The following is a 15,402-nucleotide window of genomic DNA, read 5'->3' on the forward strand; positions in this document are numbered from 1 at the left end:
GCGCCCGGCAGGGGCGGGGCAGCGCCAGCCGGGGCCCGCGCCTGGGCGGCCAGGGGCGGCGCGCCGGTCGGGACATCCTGTCCGGCCGTCGGAACCGTCTGTGCCAGGATGGGCTGTGGCTGAGCCGCTGTCTCCTGCGCCGCCTGCCCGGGGGCTGGCTGCGCCATCCCCGCCTGGGCCAGCTGGCTTGGCCCCGTCCGGGTTTGTCCCGGCTGGACTTGCCCTGTCTGGACCGGGACCGGCTGGCCCGGCACCGGGCGCTCCGCCGGTGTTTGAGCGGCCCCCTGGTCACTCCCTTGACCAACCCCTGGGCGTTCCGGCGCGGAACCCGCCTCCGCCGCCCGGCGCAGCGCCTCCGAAAAGCCCTGGCTCTGGTCGGTGGCCTGGGCCACCCAGCCCAGCCCCGGGGCCAGTCCTGCGCCGGGCTGGACGGGCGGGGCGGCATGGGTGCTGGCGGAAGCGAGCATGCGGGCTCCTTGCATCGGAGGTGGCGCCTGGGGGGCGGCCCACGGCAGGGGCCGGGGCCAGCCCATCCAGGCATCCCGCATGCCAGCCCCTGCCCCGCCCCGCCCCGGCAAGCGGCACCCCCGCCCGGCAGTTTCGCACCCCACCCGGCAGGGATTGCCGCCCCAACCCCCGCCAGGCGCTGGCACGCCCCGTGCCTGCACCATGGCGAGGGCCCCCGCCCTTCCGTGCCGACCCATTCCGGGTGGGCCGTGCCGCAATGTCGCCCACAGTATCGCCAAGGAGCCTGGTGCATGTCCCTGTTCGGAGCCATGACAGCCGCGATCAGCGGACTCAGCTCGCAGTCCAAGTCGCTGGCCAACATCTCCAACAACCTGTCGAACAGCCAGACCATCGGCTACAAGCGCATCGACACCAACTTCATGGAACTGATCACCCAGTCCAGCCGCACGGTCAGCACCGCGGGCTCGGTGGTGGCGCGGCCGGACTACACCAACACCATCCAGGGCACGATCGAGCAGTCGGACAATTCCCTGGCGCTGGCGATCGGTGGGCAGGGCTTCTTCTCCGTCGCCTCCCAGCGGGGCACCGACAATGGCCAGCCGATCTTCGACGACCGGCAATTCTATACCCGCGCCGGCGACTTCTCCCTGAACAGCGACGGCTACATGGTGAATGGCTCGGGCTATTTCCTGCAGGGCTGGCCGATGGATGCCACCACCGGCGCACCCAACCGCACCTCGCTGGAGCCCATCCGTGTCAGCCAGCAGGTGTTCAACCCGGTGGCCACCACCTCGGTCGATCTGTCGGCCAACCTGCCGGCCGACAGCACCACCGCCGTCAGCACCCAGGTGCAGATCTATGACAGCCTGGGCTCCGCCCATACCGCGACGCTGACCTTCACCCCCGTCACCGGCAGCAGCGAGTGGGACATGTCGATCTCCATGCCGGATGAAACGACGGTCACCACCCGCACGGTGCGGGTGCAGTTCGGCAACGCGGCCACCCCCGCCTCCGCCTCCGGCACGCTGGGCAGCTTCACCTCGGCGGTGGGTGTCACGCCCAGCGCCAGCACCGTCACCGGCGACCCCGCCTCCATCAGCTTCACCACCGATTTCGGCGAGGGCGCGCAATCCATCACCCTGAACCTGGGCGAGATCGGCCAGGCCCAGGGCCTGACGCAATACGCGGGCACGCAATTCTCGGTGCGCAACATCTCCCAGAACGGGGTGCCGCCGGGGTCCTATTCCGGCCTGTCGATCGGCGACAACGGCGATGTCACCATCAACTACGACAACGGCCAGTCCCGCGTCGTGGCGCGCATCCCCTTCGTCACCTTCTCCGACCCCGACGCCCTGCAGCGGCTGGATGGCCAGGCCTTCATGCGCACCCCGGAATCGGGGGAGGCACGGGTGACCGAGGTCGCCTCCGACGGCGCGGGCCGGCTGGTAGTGGGCAGCATCGAGCGCAGCAACGTGGATATCGCCACCGAATTCACCAAGCTGATCGTGGCCCAGCGCGCCTACACCGCGAACACGAAGGTGGTGACCACCAGCGACGAGATGCTGCAGGACACCATCAACATGCGCCGCTGATCCCGTTTCGGGGGCGGAAAATCCGCCCCCCTCCGCCCGGCCACGGCGCGAAAACGCGCCAGGGCAAAATGCCCGGCCGGGCGGCATTCCCGACATTCCTGGCCATCCCCAGGGATTAACCCGCCATCAACCCCAGTCCCGCATTTTGGGACGGACCCTGGCGGAGCGTTCCTGAACAGGAGATGTGATGAGCCTCGACACCGCCCTCAGCATCGCCCGCAGCGGGCTGGCCGCCACCCAGCGGCAGCTTGCCCTTGCCTCCCAGAACGTCGCCAACGCGACGACCGCGGGCTATACGCGCAAAACGCTCACCCTCACCTCCCAGGATGTGAACGGGCTGGCGCTGGGCGTGCGGACCGGCGAGGCCACGCGCACCGTGGACCAGGCGCTGATCAACGAGCGCAACAACCGCAACGCCGCCTCCGAGGCCTATACGGTGCGCGACAAGCTGCTGGCGGGGGTCGAGGCCGTCTATGGCCAGCCGACGGACGGCAACACGCTGGGCAACGCGATCAACGCGATCCAGAGCGCCTTCACCAAGCTGCGCGACGCGCCCTCCGACACCGGCATCCAGCGTGAGGCGCTGACGGCCGCGAACAACGCCGTCACCCTGTTCCATGAGGCGGGGCAGGCCATCCTCGGCGCGCGCGAGCAGGCCCAGACCGGCATAGAGACCGAGGTGCAGGCGGTGAACGACAGCCTGCGCACCATCGCGGGGCTGACCGACCAGATCCGCAACCTCACCGCCTCCGGCATCTCCACCGCCGATCTGGAGGACAAGCGCGACCAGGCGATCGCCAAGCTGTCCGAATCGCTGCCGGTGCAGACCGTGAAGCAGAGCGACGGCGGCGTGGTGCTGCTGGGGCGCAACGGCGTGAACCTGAACCTGCCCACGCATGGGGAGGACATCCTCAGCGTCGACCATGCCGAGGTCGGGGCCGATTCCTACTACGGCGCCACCGGCACCCTGCCCGGCGTGACGATGGGGGGCGTGGACATCACGGGCCAGCTCTCCGGCGGGCGGCTGACCGAGAACATCGTGATGCGCGACCAGGTGCTGCCGCGCATGATGGCCGAGGTGGATGTGGCCGCGAGCGAGCTGGCCTCGCGCCTCGACGCGGTGGGGCTGACGCTGTTCACCGATGCCTCGGGCACGGTGCCCGATCCCTCGGCGGGCTATGTCGCGGGCAATGAGCTGGGCTTCTCGCTCAGCATCCAGGTGAACACGGCCGTCAGTTCCGACCTGACCAAGCTGCGCGACGGCACGCATAACGTGACCGGCAGCGCCACCGGCCCCAGCGCCTTCACCACCAACCCCGCGGGCGGGCCCACGGGCTTCACCACCCTGATCGACCGCGTGCTGAACAACGCGCTGGGCAGCGAGGCGCAGACGGGCGTCGCCTGGGCCTCCTTTCCCAGCACCGGGCTGGGGCCGGATGGCACGCTCAGCTCCTCGCTCACCGCCTCCCGCACCTTGACCGACTATGCGGCCCAGGTCTCCAGCAGCCATGCCAACACGCGGGCGGAGGCGGTGGCGGCACAGACCAGCGCCGCGGCCCTGCGCGACGCGCTGACCGCGCGGATCGACGCGAAATCCTCGGTGGATTCGGATACGGAAATGTCCAACCTCGTGAAGCTGCAGAACGCCTACGCGGCCAATGCCCGCGTGATGACGACGGTGCAGTCCATGTATGATGCCCTGATGGCGGCGGTGCGCTGATGGACCTGATCTCCCGCCTCAACAGCGAGGCCAGCCTGCTGCGGGCCCGGCTCGACATCCTCTCCCGCCAATCCTCCAGCGGGCTCAAGGCGTCCACGCTCAGTGAGATCGCGGCCGATGTGCCGCGCACGGTGGATCTGCAGAACAACATCGCCCGGCGCGATTCCTATACGAAGAGCATCGACCAGTCCCTGACCCGGATGAGCGTGATGCAGACCGCGCTGAGCCGGCTGTCGGATATCGCGAGCGAATTCCGCTCCGACATCGCGACCAAGCTGAGTTCCACCGATTCGAACTCCCTGGTCACGGTGCAGTCGCGCGCGCGCACCGCCTTGCAGGAGGTGGGGCAGCTGCTGAACACGCGGCTGAACGGGGAATACCTGTTCGGCGGCACGGACCTGGCGAACCCGCCCGTGCCGAACCCGGACAGCCTGCCCACCAGCACCATGGCCACCACCATCGCCACCGCCGTGGCGGGGCTGACCAATGCCAATGCCGCCACCGTCACCGCCGCCACCCTGGCCGCGGCCCAGGACACCACGGCGGGCAACAGCGTGTTCTCCGCCTTTCTGGAGGACCCGGCCCAGGGTGCGGGCGAGCCCAGGCGGGCCGTGCCGGTCGGCGATGGGGAGCTGATGACCTATGGCATCCGCGCCAATGCCAATGGCACCGCCATCAGCGCCGGCGACACCACCGGCAGCTGGGCGCGGGACCTGTTGCGGGGGCTGATGACGCTGGCCGCGCTGACGCCCGCGCAGATGGCCCAGGGCACGGGCTTCGACGCCGTGGCGGACAGCCTGCGCAACACCTTCCGATCCGCCGAGTCGGCCCTGGCGGAGGAGACGGGCGGCCTCGGCGCCGTGCAGAAGCAGGTGGAGGCCGCAAAGACCCGCCACAGCGACATCACCACCCAGCTGAACACCCAGCTCGCCGAATTGACCGAGGTGGACATGGCCAGCACGCTGACGCGGTTGCAGGCCACGCGCACCCAGCTGGAGGCGAGTTACCGCGCCACATCCGGCCTGGCCGACCTGACATTGACAAAGTTCCTGTAATAACCCCCAACCACCAAGAACAAACCAAAAACCGATAGAAATAAAAGAATGAGGGCTCCGGGGGAAATTCCTTTCCCCCGGCTTTTTCTTTTGCCCGCGCCTCCAGCCCACATCACAATTCCGCGCGCATATCTTTCTTCCGCATTTTCCTGGCGCGCCCCCTTCCGGTTTCAGCCCCTGTTAATGCCCAGGCGTGACACTCCCATCACAGGCCGCCCCCCGGCCAGCCAGCACAACGCATGGCCGCAGCCCGCCAAGACGGCGCGCAGACGGCAAGACAGACCCTTAGGAGGCCAAAACCTTGTCCACCCTGGTACTGGAGCTTCGGCAAGGCGACCTCATGGTGGTGAATGGCGCCCCCATCCGCTTCCGCAACCGCGCGCGCATCGAACTCGCGGCCCGCGCGCGTTTCCTGTTCGGCAAGCAGATCATGGCGCCCGAAGGTGCCACCACCCCCGCCCGCCGCATCTATTTCGCCCTGCAGACCGCCTATATCGGCGCGGAGGAGGAGCGCGGCGACGGGCTGCGCATGGCCCATGAGCTGATCACCGAGTTCAAGGATGCCACCACCTCCGAACTGGCCCGCACCCTGCTGGACCAGGCGCTGGAGGCCGCGGACACCGATGACGGCTACACCGCGCTGAAGCTCGCCCGCCGCGTGATGCGGCATGAGGATGAGATCCTGGGCCTGACCCCCCTGCCCCCCCCGCGCCGGGAACTGCGCGGGGCCGTCGCCTCGGTGTAGCGCGCCATGTCCGGCACCTATGCCAGTTCCGGCAATCCCATCCTGGCCTACCGCTCCCTGTTGCAGGAGGGGGCGGAGACCAAGGCGCTGGCGCGCGTGGCCAAGGAGCCCGACGTCCAGCGCAGCATGGACCAGTTCACCAAGGCGGTGTCCCAGGCCAAGGACATCAAGACCGCACTGAAGGACCCGCGCATCATGGGCGTGCTGCTGACGGCCATGGGCCTGTCGGATGCCGTGAGCCAGTCCGGCCTGGCCACGCGCGCCCTGATGAGCAATCTGGACGACACGAAAAGCCTGGCCAACAACCTGACGGATTCGCGCTGGAAGGCCGCCGCCAAGTCGCTGAACCTGTACAGCAAGGGGCTGGACGCGCTGAAGGACCCCGCCCTGCAGGCCACGCTGAAGGAAGGCCTGCAACGCGCCAAATGGTACGAGAAGCTGGATGGCGACGTGGCGGGCCTCAGCGATTCGCTGTCCTTCAAGGACAAGGCCTCCACCGCCAAGGATGTCTATACGGTGCTGGGCGACCCGATCCTGCGCCGGGTGGTGACGGGCGCGCTGGGCCTGCCCAGCACCATCGCCATCCAGTCGGTGGAAACCCAGGCGCGGGCCGTGACCAGCCGGCTGGACCTGGCCAAGCTGCAGAACCCCAAGGAGGTGCAGAAGCTGATTGAACGCTATCTGACCAACAAGGATCAGAGCAGCACCAACACAACGACCAATCTGCTGGCACAATACGGCTTCACTGTCTGAATTGTAAGACAAACGGGGTTTGACCCCCGGGCGGCCCGCCCCGATGGTGCGGTGCCGTGACATCCATCCTCCTCACCCTGCTGCTCGCCGCCCTGGGCGGGGCCGTGTTCTCCGCCCTGCATGTGCCGCTGGCCTGGATGATCGGCGCGCTGGCCGCGACCGCCACGCTGAACTGGTTCCGCCCCGCCCGCGTGCACAAGCTGATGCGCCCGGCCGCCCTGATCATCCTGGGCCTGTCGCTGGGGCAGAGCTTCACCCCCGCCGTGGTGGCCGCCGTGGCCGAGGCCATCCCCGCTTTGCTGGCCGCGGGCATCCTGTCCATCCTATCGGGGGTCGCGGTGGCGCCGATGCTGGGGCGCATGGCGGGGCTCGACAGCCGCACCGGGTATTTCGCCTCCGTCCCCGGGGGCGTGGTGGTGATGATCGTGCTGGCGCAGCGCGCCGGCGTGTCGCTGCCGCCAGTGACGCTGGCGCAAACCATCCGCGTGCTGGTGGTGGTGCTGACCTTTCCCTTCGGCCTGAGCTTCTTCGCCCACCACGCGGAGGACACGGTGTTCAACACCGCCCGGCTGGCGGTGGACCTGCCCTGGCTGCTGGCGCTGCTGGCCGCGGGGCTGGGCATCGCGCTGGTGATGAGCCGCACGCGCATCGCCAACCCCTGGATGCTGCCGCCGCTGATCCTGTCCATCGCGCTGACGGGCACGGGGCACATGCCCTCGGGCATTCCGTCCTTTCTGGTGAACATGGCGCAGGTGGCGCTGGGGGCGACGCTGGGGCAGCGCATCACGCGGGAATTCCTGCTGGGCTCCCGCCAGCTGGTGCTGGCCTCGGTCATCTCCTCCCTGTTGCTGTGCGCGCTGTGCGCCGCGATCGGGGTGGCGTTGGGGCTGGCCACCGGCCTGCCGCCGGCCGCCGTGGTGCTGGGCATGGCCCCGGGCGGCATGCCGGAGATGGGCATCACCGCCCGCTCGCTGGACCTGGCGGTGCCGCTGGTGCTGGGCTTTCACCTGACGCGCACGCTGCTGTGCAACCTGTTCGTCGGCTCGATCTATGACCTTGCCAGGAGATTGCGCATCCTGCGCTGATGCGCGATGGAGGATTCCGGCGCGGGCGTGCCGGAATGGTAGACGGAAGCGACTTAAAATCGCTCGGGTGAACGCCTGTGCGGGTTCGAGTCCCGCCGCCCGCAGGCCCGCTTCAGCCCAGCTTCTCCAGATAGCTCTCGAACACCGCCACATGCACCAGCGCGGGGTCGGCGGCGCCGGGCCACAGCTCCAGCGCGTCGAAGGCCACGTCATAGGTGGGCTCGTCCTCGGCATGCAGCCCGTGGGCGTGCGCGTCGGGGAAGGGCGTCAGCGGGCTGATGCTGACCACCACCCCGGTCTTGCCGCGGATATAGCCCGGCATCCGCACGTGGCAGGAGACATGCTCGTCGCGCACCCGCACCCGGTCGCCGGGGGCGAGCGGCTGGCGGTCCGGCGCGTTGACACGCCCCGGGGCGGCGGGGCCGGCCAGGGGAAAGGCCCCGCCGGCGGCGGCTTCCAGCTCCGCCTGGCTCAGCACGCCCTTTTCCACCAGCAGTGTCGCCAAGCTGGTCAGGGTGCGTTCGAAATAGCTGGCGGACATGTAGTGGTAGGGCCGCATCCGCTCGATGGCGTGGCGGTACTCGTCCATGTTGAAGATGCCCTTGCGCACCGCCATCGAGTAGAGCGCGTTCACCCGCTTCTCCCACGCCGCGTGGAAGGAAGGGGCGCCGGGAGTGTAGCGGACGGGGCCGAAACCCTCGCGCCCGCCCATGTCGTGCATGCCGTCCATGATCAGCGCCCCGTCACAGCCGCGCCACGCCGATCAGGGCGTCCTGCGTCACCAGTGCCGCGAGTTCGGCCTCGCTCAGCCCTTCGGTGCCCTCCGGGCGCACGGGCAGCACCATGTAGCGGGTGTCGGCCGTGGTATCCCACACCTTGATGTCGATCCCGGGCGGCAGGTCCAGGCCCATCTCCCGCAGCACGGTGCGCGATTGCCGCACCACCCGGGCGCGGTATTCCAGATCCTTGTACCAGTCCGGCGCCAGGCCGATGATGGTGAAGGCCGTGCAGGAGCACAGGGTGCACACGATCACGTTGTGCAGGCTGGGCGTGTTCTCCAGCACCACCAGCTGGCGGTGGTGGGGGGGCATGGTCAGCCCCAGCTCCATCACCGCGTCGCGGCCATTGGCCAGCAGCCGGGCGCGATAGGCAGGGTCCACCCAGGCCCGGGCCACCACCCCCGCACCGTTGCGCGACACCCAATGCGCGTCGGCATGGGCCGCGAAATCATCGACGAAGGCCGTGGCCTCCATCCCCTTGTCGTCCAGCAGCTGTTCGACGGCGGCGGCGCGGCTTTCGACCGGCGCCTCGGCGGTGACGGGCCGCAGGCGGCTCATGGTTCCCATGGTCTTCTCTCCCTGATCAACCGGTGACGGTCACGCCGGAGGCATCGAACTGGCGTGCCGCGTTTTCCTCATCCACCGCCTGGGCGATGGCGATGTTGGCATAGTCGGTGACGCGCGGCTCGCTCTGCAACAGGCGGTTCTCCGCGCCCCATTTCGCCAGCGCCTGCATGATGGCCAGGCGTTCCGGCGTCAGCGCCTGCTTGATCGCGCCGATACTGGGCGCGTTCCAGTGCGGATCGACGTTGGAGGCGGTCTCGATCACATCCACCGGCAGGCCGCGGGCGGGGTCCAGCGAGCGGAACCAGCCATTGGTCAGCTCATGGTTCTTGCTGGCGAAATACATCGCCTCGGCATGGGCGCGCAGGAAGCGCTTCAGCACATCGGGCTTCGTGTCCACGAAGGCCTTCCGCGCCTCCAGCACCATGGCCGGGGTGGGGTTCTCCGACAGGATGGTGGCGAAGCCCTGCTGCACGAAGAAGGACACCCAGGGGTCCCAGGTGAAGAAGGCGTCGATGCGCTGGGCGCGCACGGCATCCGCCAGTTCGGGCGTGCCCATGTTCACGAAGTTCATGTCCCGCCCGGGCGTGAGGCCCGCGCGGCGCACCGCGTCCTGCGCGTTCTGGAAGGCGGTGATGCCGAACACGCCGAACACGTTCTTGCCGCGCAGATCCTCGGTCTTCGTGATGCCCGAGCGCCGCGTGGCCAGGATCGCCGAGCGGAAGCTCGACTGGTGGGAGACGGTGAGCACCGGCGCGCGCGCGGCCATCATCGTCACGGCCGAGAAATCGGACACGCTGCCCATGTCGGCCGCGTTGCCCAGCAGCGCCTCATTCACCGGCGGCGAGCTGGCCATCTGGATCATCTGGATGCGCAGGCCGTGCTTCTCGGCGATGTTGGTGCGCATCAGCGTGTGCTGCACCTGGGCCGAGACCGAGACGGTGTTGGTCCAGGCGAAGCGCACCAGGTCGCCCTCGGCCGCGCGGGTGATGCGCGGGGCGGCGAGCGCCGTGGCGGAAAGCAGCCCGGCCAGGCCGCGGCGGGGAATGGTCATTGGCCTTGTTCCTTCTGCCAATCGGGTTTGAGGGTGTCCCAGAGGTCTTTCACGGTGCGCACGAACCAGGGATCGGCGCGCATCTCGGCGGTGCGGGGGCGCGGCAGGGGTACCAGCACTTCCTCCCGCACGCGGCCCGGGCGGGGGCTCATCACCACCACGCGGTCGGCCAGGAAGACAGCTTCCTCGATGCCGTGGGTGACGAAGATCACGGTCTTGCCGGCATCGCTGGACAGCCGGGCGATCTCCTCCTGCAGCAGCACGCGGGTCTGGGCGTCCAGCGCGCCGAAGGGCTCGTCCATCAGCAGGATCTCGGGGTCCGGCGCCAGGGCGCGGGCGATCGCGGCCCGCTGCTTCATGCCGCCCGAGACCTCATGCGGGTATTTGTCCTCGAAGCCCGAGAGCTGGACCTTGGCGATCAGCGCGCGGGCGATCTCGGCGCGCTCGCGGGCGGGCATACCCTTGGCCTTCAGGCCGAACTCCACGTTCTTCTGGATCGTCATCCAGCCGAACAGCGCATAGTCCTGGAACACCACGGTGCGGGAGGGACCGGGGCCGGTGATGGGCACCCCATCCTGCAGCACGCTGCCCTCGCTGGCCTTCTGGAAGCCCGCGACGATGCTGAGCAGGGTGGATTTGCCGCAGCCCGAGGGGCCAAGCAGCGAGACGAACTCCCCCCGCCGGATCGTGAGATCCACGTGCTGCAGCGCCGTCACGGCGGTGCCGCCGCGCTGGCCCGGATAGATCTTCGACAGGCCGGCGATGGCGATGGGCGTGTCGGCGGCGATCATGGACATCTGGTTCATGGCTGCCTCCTCAGGCCCGCTCGGAGGGCGCCCAGGCATTCACCCGGCGTTCGAGGCGTTCCAGCAGCAGGGACATCAGCAACCCCACCAGCCCGATGGCGACCATGCCGGCGACCACGTTCTGGATCTGGAACAGCATGCGCGATTGCTGGATCAGGTAGCCGAGGCCGCTCTGCGCCGCGATCAGCTCCGCCGTCACCACGCAGGCCCAGCCGATGCCCAGCGCGATGCGCAGCCCGGGCAGGATGATGGGCAACGAGGCCGGGATCAGCACATCGGCGAACAGCAGCCGGGGGCCCGCCCCCAGGCACAGCGCGGCGTTCATCTGGTTGCGGTCCAGCCCCCGCACCGCCGTGTAGGTGGCGATGAAGGTGGGGAAGACCGCCCCCAGGAAGACCAGGAAGTAGGAGGCCATATCCCCGATGCCGAACCACAGGATGGTGATGGGGATCCAGGCCAGCGGCGGGATGGGCCGCAGCGCGTCCACCACCGGGCGGACGAAATCCGCCACCACGCGCCACCAGCCGCAGAGCAGCCCTAGCGAGACGCCGACCACGCAGGCGGCGGCATAACCCACCAGCACGCGTTGCAGGCTGGCCCCCAGATTGATCCAGAGCGAGCCATCCAGGGCCATCTCCCAGAGCGCCTCGATCACCGAGATCGGCGAGGGCATCATGAAGGGGTCGATGATCCCCACCATCGTGAGCCCCTGCCAGAAGGCGAAAAATGCAGTCAGGCCCACCAGGCCACGCCAGGTTCGCATCGTTGTTCACTCCGTCAGCGCGTTGCGGCGCCGGCGTTCCACCAGGCAGTTTCTTGTTGCCTCCGCTCCGTCGCGGCGCTCTGATCGACCGGACGATCCGGGCTTGACGGGCAGGGTTTTCTGTATCAATATCGGACAGTGTAGTATCAATAATAACCATATTCGGTCAGGGAGCAAGCGCTAAATGGCGCCGCCCCGCGGCCGCGCGTCACACGGGTCGTTCATGGCAGGCAACACGGTTCCAGGGATCAACAGCGTGGACCACGCGCTGCGGCTGCTCAGCCTGCTGGCTGCGCAGGCGAAGGCGCTGAATGTCTCCGACATGGCGCGCGGCCTGGCCTTGCCGCGGCCCACCATCTACCGGCTGCTGGCCACCTTGCAGGCGCACCGCGTCGTCGTGCCGGATGGCAAGGGCTATCGCCTGGGCCTGGGCCTGGTGCAGCTGGGCGAGGCCGCGCGGGCGCATTTCGACCCCGGCGAGCTGGCCCGCCCGATGCTGGAGGAGCTGGTGCGCGAGAGCGGGGAGACCGCGCATTTCGGCGTGCTGGACGGCGACCGCATCTGCTACCTGACCAAGGTGGACAGCCCGCATTCCATCCGCATGCTCAGCAGCGATGGCTGGCGCGGGCCGCTGCATGCCACGGGCTGCGGCAAGGTGCTGCTGGCCTATGCCGAGCCGGCCTTGCTGGACCGCATCGCGGCCGGCCCGCTCGAAGCCTATACCGCCCACACCTGCACGACGCCGGAGGCCCTGCGCGCCAGCGTCGCGCGCATCCGCGAGCAAGGCTATGGCGAGGACAATGAGGAATTGCTGGAGGGGCTGATCTGCATCGCGGCCCCGGTCTTCGCGGCGGGGCGGATCGTGGGGGTGATGTCGGTCTCCGGCCCGCCCTCCCGCATGGCGGAGCGCGAGCGGATGCGGGGGCTGGTGCTGGAGGCGGCGCGGCGGTTTTCCGCCCTGCTGGAGGGCGAGGCCGCCAGCGCCGCCTGAACCGCCCTACCCCACCAGCTCCGGGTTCACCATCATCCCCGGGTCGGGCTTGCCATCCAGGCAATCCAGGATGTTTTGCGCGGCGGCGCGCGCCATGCGGGCCAGCCCTTCCTCCGTGCTGGCGGCGCTGTGGGGGCTGATCACCACATTCTTCAGCCGCGTCAGCGGGTGGATGCCCTCGGGCGGCTCCACCTCCAGCACATCGGTGCCGAAGCCGAACAGCCGGCCGGATTCCAGCGCCGGGATCAGCGCCGCCTCCTTCACCACCGGCCCGCGCGCGGTGTTCACCAGGATGGCGCCGGGCTTCATGGCGGCAAACGCGGCCTCGTCCATCAAATGCTTCGTGTCCGGCCGCAACGGGCAGTTCAGGGAGACGACATCGGCCACCGCCAGCGCCGCGTGCAGGCCGCGCGCCACCTCCAGCCCATCGGCCGCCAGGCGCGAGGGCCGCCATAGCGGGTCCAGCACGCTCACCTTCATCCCCAACGCCTGGCCATAGCGCGCGACGCGGCTGCCGATGCGCCCATACCCCACCACCAGCAGGCGCCGGCCCGCCAGGTCCACCGTGCGGGGCCCGCCCTGCGGCCACCATTGCCCCTCGGCGATGGCGTTGTGCGTGTCCAGCGCGCGGCGGGCGATGGCCAGCATCAGCATCAGCGCGTGCTCCGCCACCGACAGGTCGTTGCTGCCATTGGCCACCATCACCGGCACCCGCCGGGCGGTGCAGGCCGCGATGTCCACCGTGTCGAACCCCACGCCATAGCGCGACACGCAGCGCAGCCGGGGGGCGGCGTCCAGGGTCTGCTGGGTCACGCGCTCCAGCCAGCACAGCACGGCATCCGCATCGGCCAGCGAGGCGTGGAACTGCGCCACCGGCGGGTCATGCAGGATGGTCAGGCGGATGCCCGGGCGTTCCTCCAGCAGGGCGAGCCCCGCCGGATGCAGCGAGCGGCAGAGCAGGATGTGATGCTGGGCCATGGCTGGCGCCTCCCTGTTTCTTGGTTGGGGGCAGCTTGCGGCCGGCGGCCTCTTGCGTGCAAGCCGTTGCCTCGATAAGTTCCGCCCCGATGCGGACCATGCGCGACATCGCTGCACTGAACGAAGGGGCTTCCAGCCTCTCGCTTCCGCTCGCCCTCCTCCTTCTTCGACTTACGCGCCCCTGAGCGTGATGCATGGCCGCGCGCCATGGTCGCTCAGGGGGTAGCCCCGGCGGCGAGGATGCCGCACGTCCAGCTCCGATTTCAGGAACGCCAGAAATGTCCATCAATCACCCCAGCTTCGGCCAGATCGCCCCGGGCCGCGTCATCATCTTCGACACCACGCTGCGCGACGGCGAGCAGTCGCCCGGCTTCTCCATGAACCTGGAGGAGAAGCTGCGCATGGCCGAGGCCCTGCATGAGCTGGGCGCCGATGTGCTGGAAGCCGGCTTCGCCATCGCCAGCCCCGGCGATTTCGAGAGCGTGCAGTCCATCGCCAAGCGCTTCGCCAAGGACGGCCCGGTGATCGCCAGCCTGTCCCGCGCCAACGCCGCGGACATCATGGCCAGCGTCGAGGCCACCAAGCTGGCCGCCCGCCCCCGCGTGCACATCGTGCTGGCCACCTCCGACCTGCACATGCGCGTGAAGCTGCGCATGACGCGCGAACAGGTGCTGGAGCGCATCACCGAAAGCGTCTCCCTGGCGCGCAACCACGCGGCCGATGTGGAATGGTCCGCCGAGGATGGCTCGCGCTCCGACCTGGATTTCCTGTGCCAGTGCGTGGACGCCGCCATCAAGGCAGGGGCCACCACCATCAACATCCCCGACACCGTCGGCTACTCGCTGCCGGCCGATATGGGGCTGATCTTCAGCACCCTGATCAACAAGGTGCCGGACGCGGACCGCGCCATCTTCTCCACCCACAACCACAACGATCTGGGCCTGGCGGTGGCGAACACCCTGGCCGCGGTCCAGGCCGGCGCCCGGCAGATCGAATGCACGATCAACGGCATCGGTGAGCGCGCGGGCAATGCCAGCCTGGAGGAAGTGGCGATGGCCCTGCGCACCCGCCACGACGCCCTGCACACCACCACCGGCATCGAGACCAAGCGCATCCTGCGCACGTCCAAGCTGCTGGCGACCATCACCGGCTTCGACGTGCAGCCGAACAAGGCGATCGTCGGCCGCAACGCCTTCGCGCATGAATCGGGCATCCATCAGGACGGCGTGCTGAAGGATGCCAGCACCTATGAGATCATGACGCCCGAAAGCGTGGGCTGGACCACCAACTCCATCGTGCTGGGCAAGCATTCGGGCCGCGCCGCCTTCCGCGACCGGCTGAAGACCCTGGGCTATGAGGTCGGCGACAACCAGCTGAACGACGCCTTCAAGCGCTTCAAGGATTTGGCCGACCGCAAGAAGGTCGTCTACGACGAGGACATCGCCGCCCTGGTGGACGATGAGATCGGCCAGCAGCAGGCCCGCATCAAGCTGACCGCGCTGACGGTGGCCACCGGCATGGGCGCCAAGCCCATGGCCACCCTGGCCCTGGAAGTGGACGGCGAGCGCGTGGACGGCATGGCCACCGGCGACGGCGCGGTGGACGCCACCTTCGCCGCCCTGCGCAACGCCTTCCCGCACGACGCAGCGCTGAAACTGTACGCGGTGCAGAGCGTGACCGGCGGCACCGACGCCCAGGCCCGCGTGACGGTTCGCCTGGAGGAAAACGGCAAGCTGGTGGACGGCCAGGGCGCCGAAACCGACACCATCGTGGCCAGCGCGCGCGCCTATGTCAGCGCGCTGAACAAGCTGCTGGTGAAGCGGGAACGGCGGGAACCGCCGGTGGCGGCGGAGTAAGGCGCCCCAGGGGCCTTGCCCCTGGACCCCGATCGGTGGGCGCCCATCCTGGCGGGTTGGGCGCCTTTTTTATAGGGCTTGTTGAGATTTAGATCTTTCCTGGTGACGTGTGTTTATGATTCACGCTTTGGATGACGCAGCGTTTGGTTTTGAGTGACGAGCAATGGGCGAAGATGTCGCCGCATTGCCTGGG

At 68.9% G+C, this 15,402-nt stretch carries 15 protein-coding genes and 1 tRNA gene; 9 read left to right on the forward strand and 7 right to left on the reverse strand.

Going from position 1 to position 15,402, the window contains the following annotated elements:
- Positions 1-467: hypothetical protein (locus GT007_RS22650; protein ID WP_457852348.1), on the reverse strand; the 467-nt coding region annotated here is incomplete at its 3' end.
- Positions 468-758: 291 nt separating this feature from the next.
- On the opposite strand from GT007_RS22650, the gene flgE reads away from it, so the two are divergent.
- The 7 genes from flgE (at position 759) to GT007_RS20810 (ending at position 7,522) form a co-directional block, all read left to right on the forward strand.
- Positions 759-2,060, forward strand: a complete 1,302-nt coding sequence (gene flgE / locus GT007_RS20780; protein ID WP_160123588.1) for a flagellar hook protein FlgE — start codon at positions 759-761, stop codon at positions 2,058-2,060.
- Between the two features lie 187 nt (positions 2,061-2,247).
- Positions 2,248-3,780 (forward strand): flagellar hook-associated protein FlgK, encoded by a 1,533-nt coding sequence (locus GT007_RS20785; RefSeq protein ID WP_160123601.1) that lies wholly within the window; start codon positions 2,248-2,250, stop codon positions 3,778-3,780.
- A complete protein-coding gene (locus GT007_RS20790) occupies positions 3,780-4,835 on the forward strand; it encodes a flagellin (protein ID WP_160123589.1) in 1,056 nt (351 codons plus the stop codon). The genes GT007_RS20785 and GT007_RS20790 overlap by 1 nt, the downstream gene beginning before the upstream one ends.
- Before the next feature lie 301 nt (positions 4,836-5,136).
- Positions 5,137-5,580, forward strand: a complete 444-nt coding sequence (locus GT007_RS20795; protein WP_160123590.1) for a flagellar biosynthesis repressor FlbT — start codon at positions 5,137-5,139, stop codon at positions 5,578-5,580.
- A 6-nt stretch (positions 5,581-5,586) separates the two neighbouring features.
- The gene (locus GT007_RS20800) at positions 5,587-6,333 is read left to right on the forward strand and encodes a DUF1217 domain-containing protein (protein WP_160123591.1); all 747 of its coding nucleotides are present in this window, start codon (positions 5,587-5,589) and stop codon (positions 6,331-6,333) included.
- A 56-nt stretch (positions 6,334-6,389) separates the two neighbouring features.
- Positions 6,390-7,418, forward strand: a complete 1,029-nt coding sequence (locus GT007_RS20805) for an AbrB family transcriptional regulator (protein ID WP_160123592.1) — start codon at positions 6,390-6,392, stop codon at positions 7,416-7,418.
- Between the two features lie 21 nt (positions 7,419-7,439).
- Positions 7,440-7,522: transfer RNA gene (locus tag GT007_RS20810), tRNA-Leu, on the forward strand.
- Between the two features lie 8 nt (positions 7,523-7,530).
- Here GT007_RS20810 and nthB read toward each other — a convergent pair.
- From nthB to GT007_RS20835, 5 genes are read right to left on the reverse strand one after another with little or no spacing between them, the layout of a single operon-like run.
- Positions 7,531-8,148 (reverse strand): nitrile hydratase subunit beta, encoded by a 618-nt coding sequence (gene nthB / locus GT007_RS20815; RefSeq protein WP_160123593.1) that lies wholly within the window; start codon positions 8,146-8,148, stop codon positions 7,531-7,533.
- Positions 8,149-8,161: 13 nt separating this feature from the next.
- Positions 8,162-8,755: a nitrile hydratase subunit alpha gene (locus GT007_RS20820; RefSeq protein WP_160123594.1), complete on the reverse strand. Its 594-nt coding sequence runs from the start codon at positions 8,753-8,755 to the stop codon at positions 8,162-8,164.
- Positions 8,756-8,780: 25 nt separating this feature from the next.
- Positions 8,781-9,815 carry an ABC transporter substrate-binding protein gene (locus GT007_RS20825; RefSeq protein WP_160123595.1) on the reverse strand — a complete coding sequence of 345 codons (1,035 nt, stop codon included), beginning with the start codon at positions 9,813-9,815 and terminating at the stop codon, positions 8,781-8,783.
- Positions 9,812-10,621, reverse strand: a complete 810-nt coding sequence (locus GT007_RS20830) for an ABC transporter ATP-binding protein (protein ID WP_236571791.1) — start codon at positions 10,619-10,621, stop codon at positions 9,812-9,814. Before GT007_RS20830 ends, GT007_RS20825 begins: the two co-directional genes overlap by 4 nt.
- 10 nt (positions 10,622-10,631) lie before the next feature.
- Entirely contained in the window at positions 10,632-11,384 is a 753-nt protein-coding gene (locus GT007_RS20835; RefSeq protein WP_160123597.1) for an ABC transporter permease, read from the reverse strand.
- A 223-nt stretch (positions 11,385-11,607) separates the two neighbouring features.
- Here GT007_RS20835 and GT007_RS20840 point away from each other — a divergent pair, with 223 nt between their 5' ends.
- Positions 11,608-12,375, forward strand: coding sequence for an IclR family transcriptional regulator (locus GT007_RS20840; protein WP_160123598.1), 768 nt, complete (start codon positions 11,608-11,610; stop codon positions 12,373-12,375).
- 6 nt (positions 12,376-12,381) lie between these two features.
- Here GT007_RS20840 and GT007_RS20845 read toward each other — a convergent pair whose 3' ends face one another.
- Positions 12,382-13,353, reverse strand: a complete 972-nt coding sequence (locus GT007_RS20845; RefSeq protein ID WP_160123599.1) for an NAD(P)-dependent oxidoreductase — start codon at positions 13,351-13,353, stop codon at positions 12,382-12,384.
- A gap of 278 nt (positions 13,354-13,631) precedes the next feature.
- Between GT007_RS20845 and GT007_RS20850 the strand changes: the two genes are divergently transcribed.
- Positions 13,632-15,209 (forward strand): 2-isopropylmalate synthase, encoded by a 1,578-nt coding sequence (locus tag GT007_RS20850; RefSeq protein WP_160123600.1) that lies wholly within the window; start codon positions 13,632-13,634, stop codon positions 15,207-15,209.
- The last annotated feature ends 193 nt before the right edge of the window (positions 15,210-15,402 follow it).

Origin of the sequence: Rhodovarius lipocyclicus (assembly GCF_009900765.1) — a bacterium.
In the GTDB taxonomy this organism is placed as follows: domain Bacteria; phylum Pseudomonadota; class Alphaproteobacteria; order Acetobacterales; family Acetobacteraceae; genus Rhodovarius; species Rhodovarius lipocyclicus.

What these genes read in the sequence shown, in the direction of transcription:
- flgE (WP_160123588.1), top strand. Translation starts at nt 759, where the DNA reads ATGTCCCTGTTCGGAGCCATGACAGCCGCGATCAGCGGACTCAGCTCG.
- GT007_RS20850 (WP_160123600.1), top strand. Translation starts at nt 13,632, where the DNA reads ATGTCCATCAATCACCCCAGCTTCGGCCAGATCGCCCCGGGCCGCGTC.
- GT007_RS20840 (WP_160123598.1), top strand. Translation starts at nt 11,608, where the DNA reads ATGGCAGGCAACACGGTTCCAGGGATCAACAGCGTGGACCACGCGCTG.
- GT007_RS20835 (WP_160123597.1), bottom strand. Translation starts at nt 11,384, where the DNA reads ATGCGAACCTGGCGTGGCCTGGTGGGCCTGACTGCATTTTTCGCCTTC.
- GT007_RS20845 (WP_160123599.1), bottom strand. Translation starts at nt 13,353, where the DNA reads ATGGCCCAGCATCACATCCTGCTCTGCCGCTCGCTGCATCCGGCGGGG.
- GT007_RS20800 (WP_160123591.1), top strand. Translation starts at nt 5,587, where the DNA reads ATGTCCGGCACCTATGCCAGTTCCGGCAATCCCATCCTGGCCTACCGC.
- GT007_RS20785 (WP_160123601.1), top strand. Translation starts at nt 2,248, where the DNA reads ATGAGCCTCGACACCGCCCTCAGCATCGCCCGCAGCGGGCTGGCCGCC.
- GT007_RS20820 (WP_160123594.1), bottom strand. Translation starts at nt 8,755, where the DNA reads ATGAGCCGCCTGCGGCCCGTCACCGCCGAGGCGCCGGTCGAAAGCCGC.
- GT007_RS20830 (WP_236571791.1), bottom strand. Translation starts at nt 10,621, where the DNA reads ATGAACCAGATGTCCATGATCGCCGCCGACACGCCCATCGCCATCGCC.
- nthB (WP_160123593.1), bottom strand. Translation starts at nt 8,148, where the DNA reads ATGGACGGCATGCACGACATGGGCGGGCGCGAGGGTTTCGGCCCCGTC.
- GT007_RS20790 (WP_160123589.1), top strand. Translation starts at nt 3,780, where the DNA reads ATGGACCTGATCTCCCGCCTCAACAGCGAGGCCAGCCTGCTGCGGGCC.
- GT007_RS20825 (WP_160123595.1), bottom strand. Translation starts at nt 9,815, where the DNA reads ATGACCATTCCCCGCCGCGGCCTGGCCGGGCTGCTTTCCGCCACGGCG.